Raw genomic sequence first — 15,674 nt, 5'->3', positions numbered from 1 at the left:
ACCCCCGGCGCGTTTGCCAGTGTGTCTGTATAGAAGATCTTTAAGCTTGTGTGCGCTTACCCGCACTTCACACCGCATGTTGAGGAGAAAACTGTGACTGGCCGTCTCGGAATCGATGATGTTCGTCCCCGGATTTTGGATGGAAATCCAGCAAAAGCAGTAGTGGGTGAAATTGTCCCTGTGTCTGCGGTGGTCTGGCGTGAAGGCCATGACGCCATCGCGGCGACATTAAATGTGCATGGTCCAGATGATTCTTCGGTGGCTGCAGAGCCTATTCAGATTCATATGCGCCCTACCCCACATAATCAGGATCAGGCTAATGCGTTTTTCGTTCCTGATGTCCCAGGTGATTGGACATTTCGTGTGGATGCGTGGTCGGATCCACTGGCTACTTGGCGTCATGCGATAACCACCAAGATTGAAGCCGGTCAGGGTTCTGAGGAGTTGTACAACGACTTTGAGCACGGCGCCCAGCTTTTCGAAGAGGCTGCAGCGGATTTGCCCAGAGAAGATCGAACCACGCTTTTCGATGTCGCCTCCTCACTGCGTCGCGGCGGCGATGTACGCGCACGACTCGCCCCAGCACTGCGGTCAGATGTTACTCAGCTTCTAGAGCTCAACCCGTTGCGCCAATTGGTCACCATGGGTGAAAATCTGCAGGTTCGCGTAGAGCGCCGGGATGCTTTAGTTAACTCTTGGTACGAACTTTTCCCTCGTTCGACTGGCGGCTGGGATGATTCAGGTACCCCCGTCCACGGCACTTTCGCTACCACTGCCCAGGCGTTGGAACGGGTTGCCAAAATGGGTTTCGATACCGTTTATTTCCCTCCGATTCACCCCATCGGTGAAGTCAACCGCAAGGGACGCAACAACACTCTTACTCCTGAATCACATGATGTCGGATCTCCTTGGGCTATTGGTTCCAACGATGGTGGACATGATGCGACTCACCCACGTTTAGGTTCTGTCGAAGATTTCCAGGCTCTGATTGCCCGTGCTCGCGAGCTGAACCTTGAAATTGCTCTTGATTTAGCCCTCCAAGCTGCACCAGATCACCCATGGGCAAATGAGCACCGCGAGTTTTTCACTGTTCTAGCTGATGGCACCATTGCCTACGCAGAAAATCCGCCTAAGAAGTACCAGGATATTTACCCAATCAATTTTGATAATGCTCCTGAGAAAATCTATGCGGAGGTTTACCGCGTGGTGAAGTTCTGGGTAGATCTAGGTGTTACTACCTTCCGTGTGGATAACCCGCACACCAAGCCTGCGAATTTCTGGCAGTGGCTCATTGCTGCAATCCACGAAACCAACCCTGAGGTTATTTTCCTCGCGGAGGCTTTCACTCGTCCAGCTCGTCTCTACGGCTTGGCCAAGATTGGCTTCTCACAGTCCTACACCTACTTCACGTGGAAGGTCACCAAGGAGGAGCTTACTGAATTTGCCACTGAAATCGCTCAGATGGCGGATGTGTCTCGTCCAAACCTCTTTGTGAACACTCCTGATATTTTGCATGCGTCCTTGCAGCACGGTGGACGCGCGATGTTTGCTATTCGCGCCGTATTGGCAGCAACGATGTCGCCTGTGTGGGGTGTGTACTCCGGCTACGAGCTATTTGAGCATCAGGCTGTGAAGCCAGGTTCAGAAGAGTATTTGGATTCTGAAAAGTACGAGCTTCGCCCTCGTGATTTCGAAGGCGCCCGTGAGCGTGGAGATTCCTTGGAGGATTATATCGGCCTGCTCAACCAGGTTCGTCGCGCGAATCCGGCTCTCCAGCAGTTGCGCAATATCCACTTCCACGATGCAGATAACGATCAGATCCTTGCGTACTCCAAGGTTGATGCCCTGACCGGAAACACTGTGCTCGTGGTGGTTAACCTTGATCCGCGCAGCGCTCGCGAGGCAACTGTGCGCCTTGATCTTGGAGCTCTTGGCCTTGAAGCGGGTGCTCAATTTGAGGTCCGCGATGCCATCACAGGTTCCCGTTACCTGTGGACTGACACTAATTTTGTCCGCTTGGAGCCGTTACGCGATGTCGCTCATGTCTTCGTGCTGCCAGAACTTCCAGCAGCGTGCCGCGAGCGTCTAGCCTGGCGCGATATCAAAACCTACCGCGCATAGTTTCCTTATGTTTTCCCCCGTTTCATCTATCAAGGACGATAATCATGACCGTTGATCCCGCGAGCCACATCACCATTCCTGAGGCAGATTTGGCCCGCCTGCGCCATTGCAACCACCACGATCCTCATGGTTTCTACGGGTGGCATGAGACCCAAGCTGGTGCGGTTGTCCGCACGCGCCAGATCGGCGCAACGGAGGTTCAATTGCTTATCGACGGCACCTCCCTGCCGATGTCTTCCATCGGCGATGATATCTTTGCTATTGATCTAGGTCGCCGTGCACACGCTGACTACCGTCTTGAGGTCACCTGGCCGGATCAAAAACCACAGATCAAGGCAGATCCGTATTTCTTCCTCCCCACCGTCGGCGAAATGGATATTTATCTGTTCTCCGAAGGTCGCCACGAGCGCCTGTGGGAAGTTCTCGGTGCAAATATCAAAACGTACCAAACTGCTCTGGGAGCAGTCCGCGGCACCGCTTTCACAGTGTGGGCTCCAAATGCTATTGGTTGCGCGGTGGTAGGTGGTTTCAACGGATGGAATGCTTCTGCCCATCCAATGCGTTCCATGGGTGGTTCTGGCCTGTGGGAATTGTTTATCCCAGATGTTGTGGAAGGTGAAGTTTATAAGTTCGCCCTTCAGACTAAAGATGGCCAACGCCGCGATAAAGCTGATCCGATGGCTCGTCGCGCTGAGCTTGCCCCAGCCACAGGCTCCATCATCGCTTCTTCTGATTATCAATGGCAGGATTCTTCATGGCTACGTGAACGCACAAACATTGATGTCGCGTCCAAGCCAATGAGTGTTTATGAAGTCCACTTGGGTTCATGGCGGTGGGGCAAAAACTACGAAGATCTCGCCACTGAGCTTGTGGATTATGTCGCAGACCTTGGCTATACCCATGTGGAGTTCCTCCCTGTCGCAGAACATCCCTTTGGCGGTTCTTGGGGCTACCAGGTCACTGGTTATTACGCACCGAGTTCTCGGTGGGGCACTCCAGATCAGTTCCGTGCCTTGATTGATGCATTCCATGCCCGTGGCATCGGTGTCATCATGGACTGGGTTCCAGCCCACTTCCCTAAAGATGATTGGGCACTCGCCCGCTTTGATGGCGAAGCTCTCTACGAGCACCCAGACTGGAAGCGCGGCGAGCAAAAAGACTGGGGCACTCTTGTCTTTGACTTCGGCCGTAATGAAGTCCGCAACTTCCTCGTTGCCAATGCGTTGTACTGGATTGAGGAATTCCACATCGATGGCTTACGCGTCGATGCTGTAGCCTCCATGTTGTATCTAGATTACTCCCGTGAGCACGGCGAATGGGAGCCAAATATCTACGGTGGCCGCGAGAATCTGGAAGCAGTGCAGTTCTTGCAGGAAATGAATGCCACTGTTCTTCGTCTCCACCCTGGTGCTCTGACCATCGCAGAGGAATCTACTTCTTGGCCGGGCGTTACGGCTCCCACTTGGGACGGTGGCTTAGGGTTCTCACTCAAGTGGAATATGGGCTGGATGAACGATACCTTGGAGTATTTCTCCAAGAACCCAGTGCACCGCGCGTTCCACCACAATGAGCTCACATTCTCTTTGGTTTATGCCTTCTCTGAGCGCTTTACTTTGCCTATCTCCCACGATGAAGTAGTTCATGGCAAGGGCTCACTGTGGGATCGTATGCCTGGAGATACTTGGAACAAGGCAGCAGGCCTGCGCACTTTCCTTGCCTACATGTGGGCGCATCCTGGAAAGAAACTGCTGTTCATGGGCCAAGAATTCGGCCAGCCTGAAGAATGGTCTGAAGCACATGGCCTTCCGTGGAATATCGTTGATGGTTGGCAAGGTGAATACCACGAGGCAATTCGTAGCCTGACCAGGTCCCTCAACAATGTTTATTCCGACTCTCCTGCGCTCCACACTCAAGATTTCACTGGTGAAGGATTCGCATGGAATAAGGGCGATGATGCCGGCAACAATATTTTGGCGTTTACGCGTTTCGGCAGCGATGGCTCCCAGATGCTGTGTGTCTTCAATCTGTCTGGCACTCCACAACCAGATTATGAATGTGGAACAGCAGCCGAGGGCGAATGGAAGCTTGTTCTCAACACCGATGAATCAGAATTCATGGGTGCGAACAACGGCATTGCACAATCAGTGCACACGGTTGCGCAGCCACGTGATGGTTTCCAGCAGTCAGTTAAGCTGCATATCCCAGCGATGAGTGCACAATTCTACGCACTTCAGGGATAAGTTTAAAAACAAAACACGTGCCAACAAAGCTTTTTCTTAAGCTTTCGTTGGCACGTGTTTTTTATCTCCTAGAACAAAGCGCTGGCCATTTTTCCTCGCGCTTGGAGCACACGTGGATCAGCAGCCTCAAACATGCCAAAAAGTTCCAATAGGCGCTCTTTAACCTGATCTTTCTGTGCGCCAGCACTAATCATCAACAAAGCCACCAGGCGATCGAATGCCGCTTCAGGATTACCTGCGACAACAGCAGCATCAGCGGCAGCGAAAGCTTTATCCACAGACTGAGGATCTGCATCAGCAGTAACAATCACGTCTACTGCTGAATCTACTTCGCTTAGTCGAGCTAACAGCTTGGCAGTATCACGTGCTTGCTTTGCATCTGCATGTCCTGGCTCTTCTGCCAAGATCGCATCATAGACAGCAATTGCTTCATCAAAAGCACCCCGATTCAGGGCATCAGTTGCTGCATCAAACCGAGGATCTTCCACTTCTACTTCCTCGTCAGCGTCTTTACCAGAAGGTTGTGCTGGCAAGCCTTCTAATTGTCCACTGATTGCTTGGATGACCTGATCAGTCCACTGCTTGAGAGCTTCTGCCGGCTGTCCGCCTTGAAAATCAGCAAGTGGACGTCCTGCTGCCACTGCAATCACAGATGGAAGACCCTGCACACCAAATACCTGAGCTACATCAGCATCAGTATCAGCATTGACATAAGCGAAAATAAACTTCAATTCACTTTGTGCAGCAAGCGCGCTGAGATCTGATTTCAGCTGCTCAGAATCAGGGCTACGCGGTGTACCAACCAGCACTATCACTGGAACCTGAGTAGACCGACGCAATACCTCATTTTCCAGGGTCTCCATGGTGACCTCAATAGAAGTTGCAATGCCCTGAGAAGCTGGACCCTGTTCATGGGCCTTTTGGCGTGCATCTGCACGCGCTTTTACCTCACCTAAATCAATAGCGCCACTAACAAAACGATTCGGTGTAGTCACGACTTAATTCACGCTTTCTTTTTAGCCTTTAATCTTTAGCACTTAATAAAACTCAAAAACTTAAGTCTATGCACAAAGCTAATCTCTAGCCAGGCGCTCTTCTACAGCTTCTACTTTTCGAGTCAATTGGCCGGTATATCCTGGGCGAATATCTGCTTTAATCACCAGTGATGTGCGCGGAGCAACGGTAGAAATTACCTCCGTAGCCTCTTTAATCACAGCCATCACTTCATCCCATTCACCTTCAATGAGTGTGAACATGGCATTGGTTTCATTTGGCAGACCGGAGGCACGGACGACGCGGATCGCTTCAGTGACGGCATCTGCCATCTCTGCATCAGGATTATCGGTAACAGCGGGAGCAACGGAAAATGCAACAATCATATCTGCCACCCTACCCTGGGGTTAGTTTCTCGTGAATTGTGTTACCAAACCACATATTTCTGAAACGTCTTCTGCTTAAAATCAAAGCATGCCTAATCCACAGTCTCTGAATATTCCCCATGAGTACGTTGTCTGCCTCGATCACGTGGGCATCGCCGTACCAAACCTCGAGGAAGCCATCGAGTTCTACCGCTCCGCATTTGGCTGGGTGAATCACCATCAAGAAACCAATGAGGAACAAGGTGTCACAGAGGCTATGATCGGCCCGAAAGATCTAAAGAGCACTGACGGCATGATTCAGCTACTTGCCCCGCTCAATGAAGAATCTACAATTGCTAAGTTCCTTGAGAAAAAGGGAGCCGGCATCCAGCAGATGTGTCTGCGCACCAATGATATTGATGCGCTGTCAGAGCACCTCCGCAGCCAAGGCGTGCGCCTGTTGTACCCTGAGCCGAAGATTGGCACCGGCGGCGCCCGCATCAACTTCCTGCACCCCAAGGATGCAGGCGGCGTGCTGCTGGAAATCACGCAGCCACAAGCTTAAAAAGCTTATCGACGCTCCCAGCACGGTTTGTGCCAATGCCTCCTGTCATCAGCGCCCCCACCAGCTTCTTTAGGCCACGCCACAATGTGAGCCACACCTGGTGGAATGTTCTGATTACATCCAGGGCAAATATAGAATTTCTTTGCCGCTGAGGAACCCATCTGACGAACTAAATAGGGCTCACCAAACGTCCAGCTGGGTCCCTCCTGAGACTGGGTTCCCCAATAGGATGTTCCATCAACTGGCAGATCTCTCGCCGGCTGAATATTACTTCTACGATTTTTTCGAGCCATAGTGCACAGCTACTTAAAATAGCGTGAGTTCATTGGATTCAATGCCACGAAGTACTTGATAATCCAGTGTCACACATTTAATACCACGATCTTCTGCAAGTGTCTTAGCTTGCGGCTTAATCTCCTGAGCAGCAAACACACCATGTACTGGCTTCAGTAGCTCATCACGGTTAAGCAATTCTAGGTACCTAGTCAACTGCTCAACGCCGTCAATACCACCACGACGCTTGATTTCAACAGCCACAGTCTCACCATCTGAATTCCTGCACAAAATATCGACAGGACCAATGGCGGTCGGGTATTCACGTCGAATCAAGGTATATCCATCACCTAGCGTGGTGATGTGCTCTGCCAAGAGTTCCTGCAGATGGTCTTCTACGCCATCCTTAATCAAACCTGGATCTTGGCCAAGTTCAAAGCTTTGCTCTGAATGAATTTCTTCCACAGTAATGCGAAGTTGTTCACCCTTTTTATTTTCCACTACCCACAGGCTCTCCCCTGTTGCCTCACCATCTTCATCGGTAATAGGGCTTTCCGTTAACGAACAAGGCGGAGTCATCCAGTTAAGTGGCTTATAGGCACGATCATCTGCATGGATGGAGACAGAGCCATCTGCCTTAACCATTAAAAGGCGGTCAGCGGAGGGAAGATGAGCTTCCAAACGGCCAACATAATCAACTGAGCAACGGGCGATAACTAAACGCATGCACCCACCATAACAATGACACTGCGCTAACGGTTTTTACGGGTGTCTTTGCCTGGCCGAAATCGATTAAAGTCCCGTGCATTAAGAGTATGTTCTGCACGTGCATCTGGTGCGGCCTCAAGCCACGCTGTAAAAGCCATCTCACTGTGCGTATTCAAAGCAATTTCAATATGGTCATCGTTGGATTGAATATGCAACACCTTGACCCCTTTAGACATGAAAACCGCCTCGTCGGAAACTGGATCTCTACGATCAAGCAAAGTAACCGAAAGGCGGTCTAGAGTGAGGTTAGACATAGGTAATAAGGAGCGCAGCTTAAAGTACTCCAGTTTATTTCCGTTGTAGCGAAACAAGCCGTGCCGCCAACCATGTACCCCGTTTTGAGGAAGTTCACGCAGGATGACGCTGGTCCCCTTGGAGCGCAGTGTAAAAAAGCGCCACGCAGCAAGAAGGATTACTGCCAGCACTGCAACAACTACCACTGCCCAGGTAATAAATTCCACGGCTTTTGAAGTCCTCCCTGCAAAGAAAACGATTTTAGACGATCCTACTCACAATGTCGTCCGACACGAAACCGCTGAGGAGCCTCTACTGCTTGGTCAAGGATCATAGGTTGTCAAAGCCCTACTCACCTTGCAAAGCTACCCCACAGCGGGGCTAAAAGCTTAGGATTATCATATCCGCTTCTTAATTCTTCGGGTCTTAGCTATAGAGCCTTTCCATAGGGTAAAACAAAAGGCCCGCTGGAACCTTTACGGTTCCAGCGGGCCTTCTCGTACATCAGCTAAACGGAGGTTTAGAGACCTTCGCTGCTGCGGCGGACCGCGCGCAGCCCAGCCTCGGCATGTGCCTTGACTAGCTCGTCGTCCGAATTAAGGTCAGTCTCGGCGGATGCGGTATCAACCTCATTCGCCCAGACGGCGAAGTCCGCGAGGATCGTCACCTTTGACTTCGATACGGAGAGGAATCCACCCGAAACGCCAGCGATAAGCTTTTCGCCGTCGATCGGCTGGATGGTCACAACGCCGTTCTCAACCAATTGGCCGAGAAGAGGCTCGTGATCGGGCAGCACGCCGATCTCACCCTCGGTGGTCTGTGCAGTCACGATGGAAGCCTCGCCGGCCCACAGCATGCGCTCTACAGACACCAGTTCAACGGTGATTTCAGCCATGTGTCTCTACCTTACTTTCCGGTCAGCTTCTTGTATGCAGCTTCGACATCGTCCAAACCACCGAGGCCGTTGAAGGCCTGCTCTGGGTAATGGTCGAAATCGCCGTTGCAAATACGCTCGAAAGCGTCGATGGTGTCGGTCAGTGGCACGTAAGAGCCTGGCAGACCGGTGAACTTCTCTGCGACGAAGAAGTTCTGACCAAGGAAGCGCTCGAGGCGACGTGCACGAGCAACCGTGATCTTGTCCTCTTCAGACAACTCATCCATACCAAGGATGGCGATGATGTCCTGAAGTTCCTTGTTCTTCTGCAGAATGCCGATGACACGCTGAGAAATTTCGTAGTGACGCTCACCAACAATAGCTGGCTCGAGAATACGAGAGGTGGAGGACAGTGGGTTCACTGCTGGGTAAATACCCTTGGAAGCAATAGAGCGGTCAAGCTCGGTGGTCGCATCCAAGTGAGCGAAGGTGGTCGCTGGAGCCGGGTCGGTGTAGTCATCGGCAGGGACGTAAACGGCCTGCAGAGAAGTAATCGAACGGCCCTTAGTGGAGGTAATGCGCTCCTGAAGAACACCCATCTCGTCAGCCAAGGTTGGCTGGTAACCCACGGCAGAAGGCATACGACCCAGAAGGGTAGAAACCTCAGAGCCTGCCTGGGTGAAACGGAAGATGTTATCGATGAACAGCAGCACGTCCTGGTTCTGAACATCGCGGAAGTACTCCGCCATGGTCAGGCCGGACAGCGCAACGCGCATACGGACTCCTGGTGGCTCATCCATCTGACCGAACACCAAGGCGGTGTCCTGAAGAACGCCCATTTCTTCCATTTCAAGGAAGAGGTCGGTGCCTTCACGGGTACGCTCACCGACGCCAGCGAATACGGAAGTACCGGAGAATTCGCGAGCGATACGGGTGATCATTTCCTGGATCAAAACGGTCTTACCAACACCTGCACCACCGAAAAGGCCGATCTTTCCGCCCTTAACGTAAGGGGTCAAAAGGTCGATAACCTTGATGCCTGTTTCCAGGATCTCGGTCTTGCCCTCGAGCTGGTCGAAAGCTGGTGGCTCGCGGTGGATGCCCCAACGCTCGATGTCAGGGTTGGTGTTGAGGGAAACATCGTCCAGGCAATCGCCCAGAGCGTTGAATACGTGGCCCTTAACAACATCGCCAACAGGAACGGAAATTGGGCGTCCGGAGTCGGTTACAGCAGCACCGCGGACAAGTCCGTCGGTAGGAGCCATAGCGATGGTACGGATCAGGTTGTCGCCGAGGTGCTGAGCAACCTCGAGAACAACGGTTTTCTTGACTGATTCGAGGGTTACCTCAACAGTCAGTGCGTTGTACAGTGCTGGCAGTTCGCCGCGGGGAAACTCCACGTCGACGACCGCACCAATGACACGCACGACACGGCCAGCAGTAGCTGCCAGCTGTGCGTTCTGCTCATTAAGAGCTGTAGTCATAATTAGTCACTTTCTCCGCTGTCGGCAAGCGCGCCAGCGCCGCCAACAATCTCTGTGATTTCCTGGGTGATCTGTGCCTGACGTGCCTGGTTGGCCACACGGGATAGGTCCTTGACCAATTCCGTTGCGTTGTCAGTTGCAGACTTCATCGCGTTTCGACGTGAAGCGGACTCTGCAGCTGCGGCCTCCAAGAAAATGGAGAACAGCCTGCGTGAGACGTACTGCGGAAGCAGTGCCTCAAGCAGAGTGTCTGCATCCGGCTCGAACTCATAATCGGGTTCGACATCGCCGGAAGAGGACAGCAGATCCTCGCCCTTTTCGAAAATTTCATCTTCGATAACTGGCTCAATTGGGAGCAGCTGGTGCACCACTGGGTTTTGAGTCAGCATGGAGATGAACTCGGTGTAGACCACGTGAACCTGGTCGAAGCCCTGGATATCCTGGCCTTCTGGTTGGTTCAGTCCCTCGCGCCATGCAGCTTCGCCTTCAGAGGTGGCAGTGAAGCCCTCAATGAGGTGGCGACGCACGTTGTGAGTAGCTGCCCAGTCTGGATCCTGTGAGAATCCAGTCCAGGCACCTGCTACAGCATCTTCGCGGAACTTGTAGTAGTCGACGCCCTTTTTGCCGGTGACATAACGAACCACGTCGTAGCCGCTTTCAGCAAGAAGCTTTTCCAGCTCCGCTGCCTTCTTCAGTACGTTGTGGTTGTAGCCACCAGCCATGCCGCGGTCAGAAGTAACCACGAGCACGGCAGCTCGTTTGCCGCCTTCACGCTCACGCAGCATTGGGTGGTCGAGAGAGCTTGCCGACGCGAGGCGCTCCAGCACATGCTGAATTTCCTCGGCGTACGGTGCAGCTGCCGCGACGCGACCCTGTGCCTTGGTGATGCGAGAGGTGGCGATGAGCTCTTGAGCCTTGGTGATCTTCTTGGTTGAGTTAACCGAACGAATTCGGTCACGCAATTCACGAATTGTTGCCATGGTTCACACGCCTCCCTTCAGTTGCTTGGACAGTCATTTAGTGTAGGCTCGCTGCCTTTTACTTCTTGCTGACCTTGCGGGAAACGGTGAGCTGGTCCTTCTTGACCTGGCCTGCGGCGAGTGCTTCAACCTCAGGCTCGTTGATGACTGGGGTGCCATCAGTGGTCTGGAAAGCGCCCTTGAAGTCTTCGGTTGCCTTAAGAAGGGTTTCCTTGGACTCGTCGGATAGCTGTGCACCACCATCGATCTGCGCGTAAACCTGAGCGGCGTTAGAGCCGAGGTACTCGTGCAGTTCTGCCTCGAAACGACGGACATCTTCAACAGGAACGTTGTCGAATGCGCCTTCGCCTGCGAGCCACAGAGAAATAATCTGGTACTCAACAGCCTGTGGCTCGTTCTCAGCCTGAACTAGCAGCTGAACGAGGCGCTGGCCACGCTCAAGCTGAGACTTGGATGCAGCATCCAGGTCAGATGCGAAGGTAGCGAATGCTTCCAGATCGCGGAATGCAGCCAGGTCCAGACGGAGTGAACCGGCAACCTTCTTCATGCCCTTGGTCTGAGCTGCGCCACCAACACGGGAGACGGAGACACCGACGTTGATAGCCGGGCGAACGCCACGGTTAAACAGGTCGGACTCAAGGAATACCTGACCATCGGTGATGGAAATCACGTTGGTAGGAATGAAGGCGGAAACATCGTTTGCCTTGGTCTCAATGATTGGCAGTGCAGTAACAGAACCTGCACCTAGCTCATCGGACAGCTTCGCGGCGCGCTCCAGCAGACGGGAGTGCAGGTAGAAGACGTCACCTGGGTATGCTTCGCGGCCTGGTGGACGACGGAGCAAGAGGGAGATGGCACGGTATGCTTCAGCGTGCTTGGTCAGATCATCATAGATGACCAGGACGTGGTCGCCCTGGTACATCCAGTGCTGTGCGAGAGCAGCGCCTGCGAATGGTGCAAGCCACTTGAAGCCTGCAGCATCGGAAGCTGGTGCAGCCACGATAGTGGTGTACTCAAGAGCGCCCTGCTCCTCAAGAGTCTTACGCAGGGCTGCAATGGTGGAGCCCTTCTGGCCGATTGCGACGTAGATGCAGCGAACCTGCTTCGTCTTGTCGCCGGTCTCCCAGTTAGCCTTCTGGTTAAGAATGGTATCGACGCAGACTGCGGTCTTGCCAGTCTTACGGTCACCAATGATCAGCTGACGCTGACCGCGACCGATTGGGGTCATTGCGTCGATAGCCTTGATACCGGTTGACAAAGGCTCTTCGACTGGCTGACGCTCAAGCACAGTTGGTGCCTGAAGCTCGAGGACGCGGTCCTCTTCAGCTGCGATTTCGCCCAAGCCGTCAATCGGCTGGCCAAGGGGGTTGATAACGCGGCCAAGGAATGCTTCGCCGACTGGGATAGACAAAACGTCTCCAGTACGACGAACTTGGTCGCCTTCTTTAAGTAGCTCGTAGTTACCCAGAACCACGACGCCGACTCGGTCAGCTTCAAGGTTCTGCGCGACGCCGATAACGCCGCCCGGGAATTCGAGGAGCTCATTCGCCATTACTGACGGGAGGCCCGAAACCTGGGCGATACCGTCAGCGGCCGAAATAACCACGCCGACCTCCTCACGGGAGGCCTCCGCGGAGTAGCTCGAGGTGTAGTTCGAAATCGCGCTACGGATCTCATCGGAGGAGATCGTCAGCTCCGCCATGTTGTTCCTGCTCTCGGTTGTTTCTTCCAGCATTACTAATGTTGTCTAATTCGTCGTGTCTTTACGCGAAGGTTGTCCGCAGTCGCTCGAGTTTACCCGAGGTGCTGCCGTCAATTACTTCGTCTCCGACGCGGATGATCATTCCACCGAGGAGGCTGGTATCAACCTCGGAGTGGATGCTCATCGCACGACCATAAATACGTCCCAGCTTTTCAGCTAGCGCTTGTTGCTGTCCTTCGTTGAGTTCAACCGCAGAAACAACATGTGCAACAGAACGGCCCTGTAGCTGCGCTACAGCTCCAGCCAATGCAGAAATGTCATCAATTGGGTTGTGCTCTGGACGACCAATTGCCTGCAGTGCCAGGGCTTCGGTAACAGAAGTTACCTTGCCGTAGAGCACCTTCGCCAAAAGGTCACGTCGTCCGCCAATTTCCTGAGTGCGATCAGAGAGCAGCTGAGTTAGCTTGCTTTCACGATCCAGGATGCGGCTTAGTCGGAACAGTTCGTCTTCGACCTGGCCAAGCTGCCCTTGTTTCTCCGCAGAGCGAAGAAGGGAGCGACGGCCAAGTTGGACTAGTCCAGCGCGAAACTCGCGTGGAGTGGACCAAGTCTGTTCTGCTGCGTCCTTGAGGACTTCGAGAACAGCTGGGCTCACCTTGCCACCGAATACAGCCTCAATGAGGCCGACTCGGCTGTGTGCGTCCTTTGAAGAGTCTGCAACAGCAACACGCAGAGCTCGGTCGCCGTCGAGAACATCGACGACGTCGAAAAGCTCAGTTCCAGCCTGGGCGGCAACTGCCATGGTGTTATCTGCTGCTAGAGCAGCGTCCAGATCGGACGTAACCTTTGCCAGTGCCTCGCGGCTTGCTGCGTGCATGTCGCCTACTTTCCGTTCGGTGCCACGGTATCGAGATCGGCGAGGAAGCGATCAATCGTGCCAGAGCGCTTCACGTTATCGGAGAGCTGATCTCCAAGAAGGTGCTCGGCAAGGTTGATGGAGTTCTGGCCCATTTCGCGACGCAGTTCGTTAACGACCTGCTCGCGCTGTGCCAGAAGCTGCTTGCTACCGGACTCGATGATGCGGTTGCTCTCTTCGTTGGCCTTGTCCTTCAGTTCTGCCTCGATCTGCTTGCCGCGCTCGCGCGCCTGCTCACGGATCTCTGCAGCCTCGGTACGGGCCTCAGCGAGCTGTGCGTTGTACTTTTCAAGGGCAGCCTTGGCCTCAGCCTGAGCGGCTTCGGCACGCTGAATGCCTCCCTTGATCCGGTCCTCACGCTCGGTCAGGACTTCCTGGAATTTTGGAAGAACAAGCTTCCAAAATACAAGCAGGATGATCAAAAACGGGATGAGGGACCAGACGATGTCATACAGAGGAGGGAACAGAATAGAGTTTCCGCCCTCCAGAGGAAGCGCATCCGCGTTAGCGTGCGCCAAATTGTAAATCGAATTCGCCATGGTTTACCAGCTTTCGGTTAAGTTAGCTGATTAGAACAGGAAGCCAGCAACGAGGCCGATCAGTGCCAGGGCCTCAACGAATGCAATGCCCAGGAACATGGTGGTGCGGAGCTGTCCGGCCATCTCAGGCTGGCGTGCCATGCCCTCAAGTGCCTTACCAACCAGGATGCCAATGCCGAGGCCTGGTCCGATGGTTGCGATGCCGTAGCCGACAGCGCCAAGGCCGGTGATGGTGGACTCAGTTGCGTCCTGTGCCAGGATGATCTCGTTCATGAGGTGTCGTTCCCTTTCTGGTGCCCGGGTATCGGGCTGTGAAGTGTTAAGTGGGGTTATTCAGTTGACCGAGTGGTCCGCTCGCTGTTTAAGCATCTTGTGCAAGAAACTCTCTCAGCGACCTTTTGTTCATCTAGTGAGAATCCGCATGGAGTGAAAGTTCAATGTAAACAGCAACCAGCAGAGCAAAGATGTATGCCTGAAGGAAGATAACAATGAGCTCGTAGACCGTGAAGAGTACTGACATCAAGATGGTTACGCCGGACATTACTGTCCATCCGTTGAACTGGAAGAAGAAGAAGTTCGTTGCGGAGAAAAGCAGAACCAAGATGATGTGACCAGCTAGGAAGTTGGCCATCAAACGCAGTGCCAGGGTGACTGGCCTCAAGATGAATGTAGAGAAGAACTCAATTGGAACCACCAAAATATGAAGTGCTGGTGGAATGTTCGGAATCACGATCGATGACTTCACATATTTGAAGAAACCGTAACGCTTAGAACCTGCGTAGATAAACGCGATATAACCAGCTACCGCCATCACGATTGGGAATGCAATACGTGAGTTAGGTGAGATGTTTAGTCCCGGGATAATCGTTGCAAGATTCATCAAAAGGGCCGCGAAGAAGATGGTGGCCAGGATCGGCAGGAACCGACGACCCTCCTTCTTTCCGAGGATGTCTTCAGCGATGTGAATACGAACGAAATCAAGTGCGTACTCTGCAAAATTCTGGACGCCATGCGGGACAAGCTTTGGCTTACGCATAGCCCAAAGGAAGAAGACCACAACGAGTGCCGTCATAAGCAGACGGATCAATACGATGCGGTCCATTGCGAACCAACCATTAGCAAAATCGGTGAACAGCATGTTCACGACTTCACCATTATCGGTTACGTGCCCCGGGAAAAATTCTTTGTCCAAATCGGGGGCGTGGAATTCGCCCTTCATGGACAGTGTTGTAACGCTCAGCGTTCTCTCCCGTGTTCGGGCCGTGCACCTGAAATGTTGTTGTGCACGGTGCGATGGACGTCTGAAAAACTCGCTGCAATCGCTACGGACTCCGTCGCACATCAGCGCAACGATCACAGGGGACGTGCTCCGCAAAACCCCTTATGGCTATTGTCTGCTGCCGTGGGAGGTTTCTCGGTTCAACCCGCGTTATAGATTAACAGGTGATTTCGTCTTTTATCCAAGCGGGGCGGGGGCATTCGTTGCCACGAGTGGGCGGTTCGTCGAAAATAGCGCGTGAGCGGGTACGATCAGGGGGTGTTATGTGTGTCACAACGCCCGCTTTGAGGGCAAACGGGGGTAGTTAGTGTGGGTTTGGCAGTGAAATTTCATCAGAAATT

The 15,674-nt window shown here is 53.2% G+C and carries 16 protein-coding genes; 3 read left to right on the top strand and 13 right to left on the bottom strand.

Annotation, left to right across the window (positions count from 1 at the left end; translation table 11 throughout):
• Positions 1-93 precede the first annotated feature (93 nt).
• Positions 94-2,121, top strand: coding sequence for a maltotransferase domain-containing protein (locus ccrud_RS05890; RefSeq protein ID WP_066565288.1), 2,028 nt, complete (start codon positions 94-96; stop codon positions 2,119-2,121).
• A gap of 44 nt (positions 2,122-2,165) precedes the next feature.
• The gene (glgB, locus tag ccrud_RS05885) at positions 2,166-4,361 is read left to right on the top strand and encodes a 1,4-alpha-glucan branching protein GlgB (RefSeq protein ID WP_066565287.1); all 2,196 of its coding nucleotides are present in this window, start codon (positions 2,166-2,168) and stop codon (positions 4,359-4,361) included.
• 68 nt (positions 4,362-4,429) lie between these two features.
• On the opposite strand, the gene ccrud_RS05880 is transcribed toward glgB, so the two are convergent.
• Together ccrud_RS05880 and ccrud_RS05875 are read right to left on the bottom strand one after the other, a co-directional pair.
• Positions 4,430-5,356, bottom strand: coding sequence for a tetratricopeptide repeat protein (locus ccrud_RS05880; RefSeq protein WP_066565286.1), 927 nt, complete (start codon positions 5,354-5,356; stop codon positions 4,430-4,432).
• 78 nt (positions 5,357-5,434) lie between these two features.
• Positions 5,435-5,740, bottom strand: a complete 306-nt coding sequence (locus tag ccrud_RS05875) for a thiamine-binding protein (RefSeq protein WP_066565285.1) — start codon at positions 5,738-5,740, stop codon at positions 5,435-5,437.
• 88 nt (positions 5,741-5,828) lie between these two features.
• Between ccrud_RS05875 and mce the strand changes: the two genes are divergently transcribed.
• On the top strand, positions 5,829-6,284 hold the full coding sequence (gene mce / locus ccrud_RS05870) for a methylmalonyl-CoA epimerase (RefSeq protein WP_066565284.1): 456 nt from the start codon (positions 5,829-5,831) through the stop codon (positions 6,282-6,284).
• A gap of 5 nt (positions 6,285-6,289) precedes the next feature.
• Here the strand turns inward: mce and ccrud_RS15680 are convergent, their stop codons facing one another.
• From ccrud_RS15680 to atpB, 11 genes are all read right to left on the bottom strand, one after another.
• Positions 6,290-6,577 (bottom strand): hypothetical protein, encoded by a 288-nt coding sequence (locus ccrud_RS15680; protein ID WP_074025425.1) that lies wholly within the window; start codon positions 6,575-6,577, stop codon positions 6,290-6,292.
• A 13-nt stretch (positions 6,578-6,590) separates the two neighbouring features.
• A complete protein-coding gene (nucS, locus tag ccrud_RS05865; protein WP_066565283.1) occupies positions 6,591-7,283 on the bottom strand; it encodes an endonuclease NucS in 693 nt (230 codons plus the stop codon).
• A 26-nt stretch (positions 7,284-7,309) separates the two neighbouring features.
• Positions 7,310-7,786 (bottom strand): DUF2550 domain-containing protein, encoded by a 477-nt coding sequence (locus tag ccrud_RS05860; RefSeq protein WP_066565282.1) that lies wholly within the window; start codon positions 7,784-7,786, stop codon positions 7,310-7,312.
• A 293-nt stretch (positions 7,787-8,079) separates the two neighbouring features.
• Complete coding sequence (locus tag ccrud_RS05855) at positions 8,080-8,454, bottom strand: F0F1 ATP synthase subunit epsilon (RefSeq protein ID WP_066565281.1); 375 nt, start codon at positions 8,452-8,454, stop codon at positions 8,080-8,082.
• Between the two features lie 11 nt (positions 8,455-8,465).
• The gene (gene atpD / locus ccrud_RS05850; protein ID WP_066565280.1) at positions 8,466-9,917 is read right to left on the bottom strand and encodes a F0F1 ATP synthase subunit beta; all 1,452 of its coding nucleotides are present in this window, start codon (positions 9,915-9,917) and stop codon (positions 8,466-8,468) included.
• Between the two features lie 2 nt (positions 9,918-9,919).
• A complete protein-coding gene (locus ccrud_RS05845; protein ID WP_066565279.1) occupies positions 9,920-10,897 on the bottom strand; it encodes a F0F1 ATP synthase subunit gamma in 978 nt (325 codons plus the stop codon).
• Between the two features lie 58 nt (positions 10,898-10,955).
• Entirely contained in the window at positions 10,956-12,599 is a 1,644-nt protein-coding gene (gene atpA, locus ccrud_RS05840) for a F0F1 ATP synthase subunit alpha (protein ID WP_066565278.1), read from the bottom strand.
• Between the two features lie 61 nt (positions 12,600-12,660).
• A complete protein-coding gene (locus ccrud_RS05835; protein WP_066565277.1) occupies positions 12,661-13,476 on the bottom strand; it encodes a F0F1 ATP synthase subunit delta in 816 nt (271 codons plus the stop codon).
• Positions 13,477-13,481: 5 nt separating this feature from the next.
• Positions 13,482-14,054, bottom strand: a complete 573-nt coding sequence (locus tag ccrud_RS05830; RefSeq protein ID WP_066565276.1) for a F0F1 ATP synthase subunit B — start codon at positions 14,052-14,054, stop codon at positions 13,482-13,484.
• A gap of 30 nt (positions 14,055-14,084) precedes the next feature.
• Positions 14,085-14,327, bottom strand: coding sequence for an ATP synthase F0 subunit C (locus ccrud_RS05825; protein WP_003854855.1), 243 nt, complete (start codon positions 14,325-14,327; stop codon positions 14,085-14,087).
• Positions 14,328-14,460: 133 nt separating this feature from the next.
• Positions 14,461-15,273, bottom strand: a complete 813-nt coding sequence (gene atpB, locus ccrud_RS05820; RefSeq protein ID WP_066565275.1) for a F0F1 ATP synthase subunit A — start codon at positions 15,271-15,273, stop codon at positions 14,461-14,463.
• Positions 15,274-15,674: the final 401 nt, after the last annotated feature.

The sequence above is a fragment of the Corynebacterium crudilactis genome, assembly GCF_001643015.1.
GTDB lineage: Bacteria > Actinomycetota > Actinomycetes > Mycobacteriales > Mycobacteriaceae > Corynebacterium > Corynebacterium crudilactis.
Note: the sequence above shows the minus strand (reverse complement) of the source record. Positions and strands in the feature narration are given on the sequence as shown.